Below are 2,243 nucleotides of genomic sequence, written 5' to 3'. Positions count from 1 at the left end.
GCGGCTCGACCATATCCTCAAGCATAGACATAAAACGATCCGAACCCGGGACCGTCAGAATCCCCCATCGCAATCAACCCGGGAAGGGCGGCTCCAGACACCGCTTACGTTGAACTCAATCTCATTCACGTCGTGGCCAGCGTCTCGCACCAAGCTGAGGACAGGATCTTGCGGCAGTTTCCACTTCAAACAGCGAGAGACCTCGCGCTGTAGGTCAGATGACGACCAGCGGCTCAGCTCTTTGGCGTAATCGAGGATCTGGCCGACCACCTCGCGACGACCCTGAGGATTTCGCCAGAGTTTGCACTCCACAAGAATGGGGAGACCGGTAGGAGTGATCAGCAGGTTGTCGATCGATCCTGCTGGCGTTTGAAGCTCTCTGCAGATAGCCACTGGGCTTGCAAAGATTGCATCTATTTCGCTGATAGGCAGGCAGGATGGATGCGCGTGCACCAGTGCCTGAATGTCCGCTTCGCTTACAGCCTCAGCGCCCGCTTGCTGGCTCAAGGGCGTAACTGGAACGCCGGTCTTGATATCGAGTGATATAAGGATAGGAGTGCTATGCTGTCGGCTCATCGATACCGTTTATTCCTCTGCCTCTTCGCGCGGAAGCAAGAAAATTCGCGCCAAGCGTCACAAGCTTTTTGAGACTACGCCAAAGGCCAGCACGGCATAGGCTCCGATGAAGAACCACATGCGGAATTTTACCACCGTGGGACCGACCGTGGGGATGCGCAGGTAGAGGCTAGCGGTAGCAAGGCCAATTAGCACGAGTGACACGAGAAACGTGATAGCGCGAGGAGGGGAGAGGTTCAGCATACCCCCATCGTGGTGCCGCATAGTTGAGGAGTCGTGAAGACTACGCTGCGGGCAGCCGTTGGGCCGCTCGGGATAGAGGCTTTACGCCGAGGCGAGCTGGCGCGACACCTGACCATGCCTTGCAGAGACTCCTCAACGAACGCATGGACAGCAGAGGGCTCGTTGCCCCGCTCAAGCGCCCGCATGCGATGGAGAACTTCAGCGAACCCATCGGCCAAGAAAAGGATTCTACGGTATACGGCTGCCTCGGCTAGTTAAGCTGAGTTTCCACCAAACGCTAGCACGCGATAGGCCCAGCCCAATAGAGCATTCAAAACGCGAATTGGCGAAAAATGATACTTTGGGTCAAGACGGAAGAGCCGGAAAAGCTAATGAGCAAAAGCAGCTAGGAGAGTAAGGACACCGCTCAGCGTCAGGCAAGCAGAAATCTGTAGTATCAGTAGATGCTTCGATGAAAAGCCACGATTATCATTGGCAGCACGGCGGCACGAGCCAATCAGGTAGCGGTTAAGCGCAGGCTCAGGCGGCGTGATCCACTGCTCAGTAGCTTGGCGGTTCCTGACGGCAGACATGCAGTATCTCCTCGTTTATCCGCAGGCGACCACGGATACCCAAACAATGCGCTTGAACTAGGCTGTTCCTCGGGCGCTTTGCGGAACCGGATTAAACAGATCGCCGAACCTCTGTCCATGCAAAATAGCACGCTGCAGGCAGATACCACCGCATTATATTACTCAAAAGTAGGGGCTCAGCCTGCTTACAGGCTTCCCCATGCACCCAGCGAATGACTGGTATTTGGCATCTGGCATACCAAACGCGACAGCGCAGTGTCATTGATGCTGCAACGCAAACGACCTCCCGGGCTTCGCACCATGATCACCCTGCTTCTTGCCGTTCTCGCTGCCGGCATCGCCAACATTGCGCTGGTGGCCTTCGTGGCTGACCGCCTTAGCCCTAAGGGTGACGCTTCTCCGTCAGCAGGCGAGCTTGTGGCCGCCACGCAGGGTGCTCCCGCTTCTGCAAAGGCTCGCGCTATCAAGGTCGGAAACGAGAACGCTTCGGCTGGCACTGCTACGGTCGCCGCCTAAGCGAGCTTCGGCACCATACACCGAAGCTGTACGGTCGAGAGCCCTGCCAGTCAACGGCGGGGCTTCTCTATTGGGTGTTTCAGGTCAAGAGGGATTATCGCCAACCTGCTCTCGTCCGTGTTGGCGGATCAATCTGCTCAGGGCGTCTTCGTCGGATTCAAGGTCTTCCGTGCCTTTGAAGCGCGAGAACTCGACGTGACCATCCTCGAAGACATCGATCTCCAGGCGCTCGCCGACTGTCCGACGTCAGCACCTGTGGGACAGATTGAGGGTCTTCACGAACGGAGGATGGCTGGTTCATCGTAGCCCCTGAGGAGCGAAGATGAAGCAGACATC

Annotated in this window: 2 protein-coding genes; both read right to left on the bottom strand. The window is 56.8% G+C overall.

All coding sequences use genetic code 11. The features are described from left to right. Positions 1 to 54: 54 nt before the first annotated feature. Positions 55 to 576 carry a hypothetical protein gene (locus tag ASF41_RS25290; protein ID WP_210166999.1) on the bottom strand — a complete coding sequence of 174 codons (522 nt, stop codon included), beginning with the start codon at positions 574 to 576 and terminating at the stop codon, positions 55 to 57. Between the two features lie 57 nt (positions 577 to 633). Continuing rightward, on the bottom strand, positions 634 to 819 hold the full coding sequence (locus tag ASF41_RS20495) for a hypothetical protein (RefSeq protein WP_056496539.1): 186 nt from the start codon (positions 817 to 819) through the stop codon (positions 634 to 636). Positions 820 to 2,243 lie beyond the last annotated feature (1,424 nt).

This window comes from Methylobacterium sp. Leaf111 (genome assembly GCF_001423285.1).
Classification (GTDB): domain Bacteria; phylum Pseudomonadota; class Alphaproteobacteria; order Rhizobiales; family Beijerinckiaceae; genus Methylobacterium.
Note: the sequence above shows the minus strand (reverse complement) of the source record. Positions and strands in the feature narration are given on the sequence as shown.

Bases quoted from the DNA above. Each gene is read 5' to 3' on its own strand.
- ASF41_RS25290 (WP_210166999.1), bottom strand. From the start codon at position 576: ATGAGCCGACAGCATAGCACTCCTATCCTTATATCACTCGATATCAAG.
- ASF41_RS20495 (WP_056496539.1), bottom strand. From the start codon at position 819: ATGCTGAACCTCTCCCCTCCTCGCGCTATCACGTTTCTCGTGTCACTC.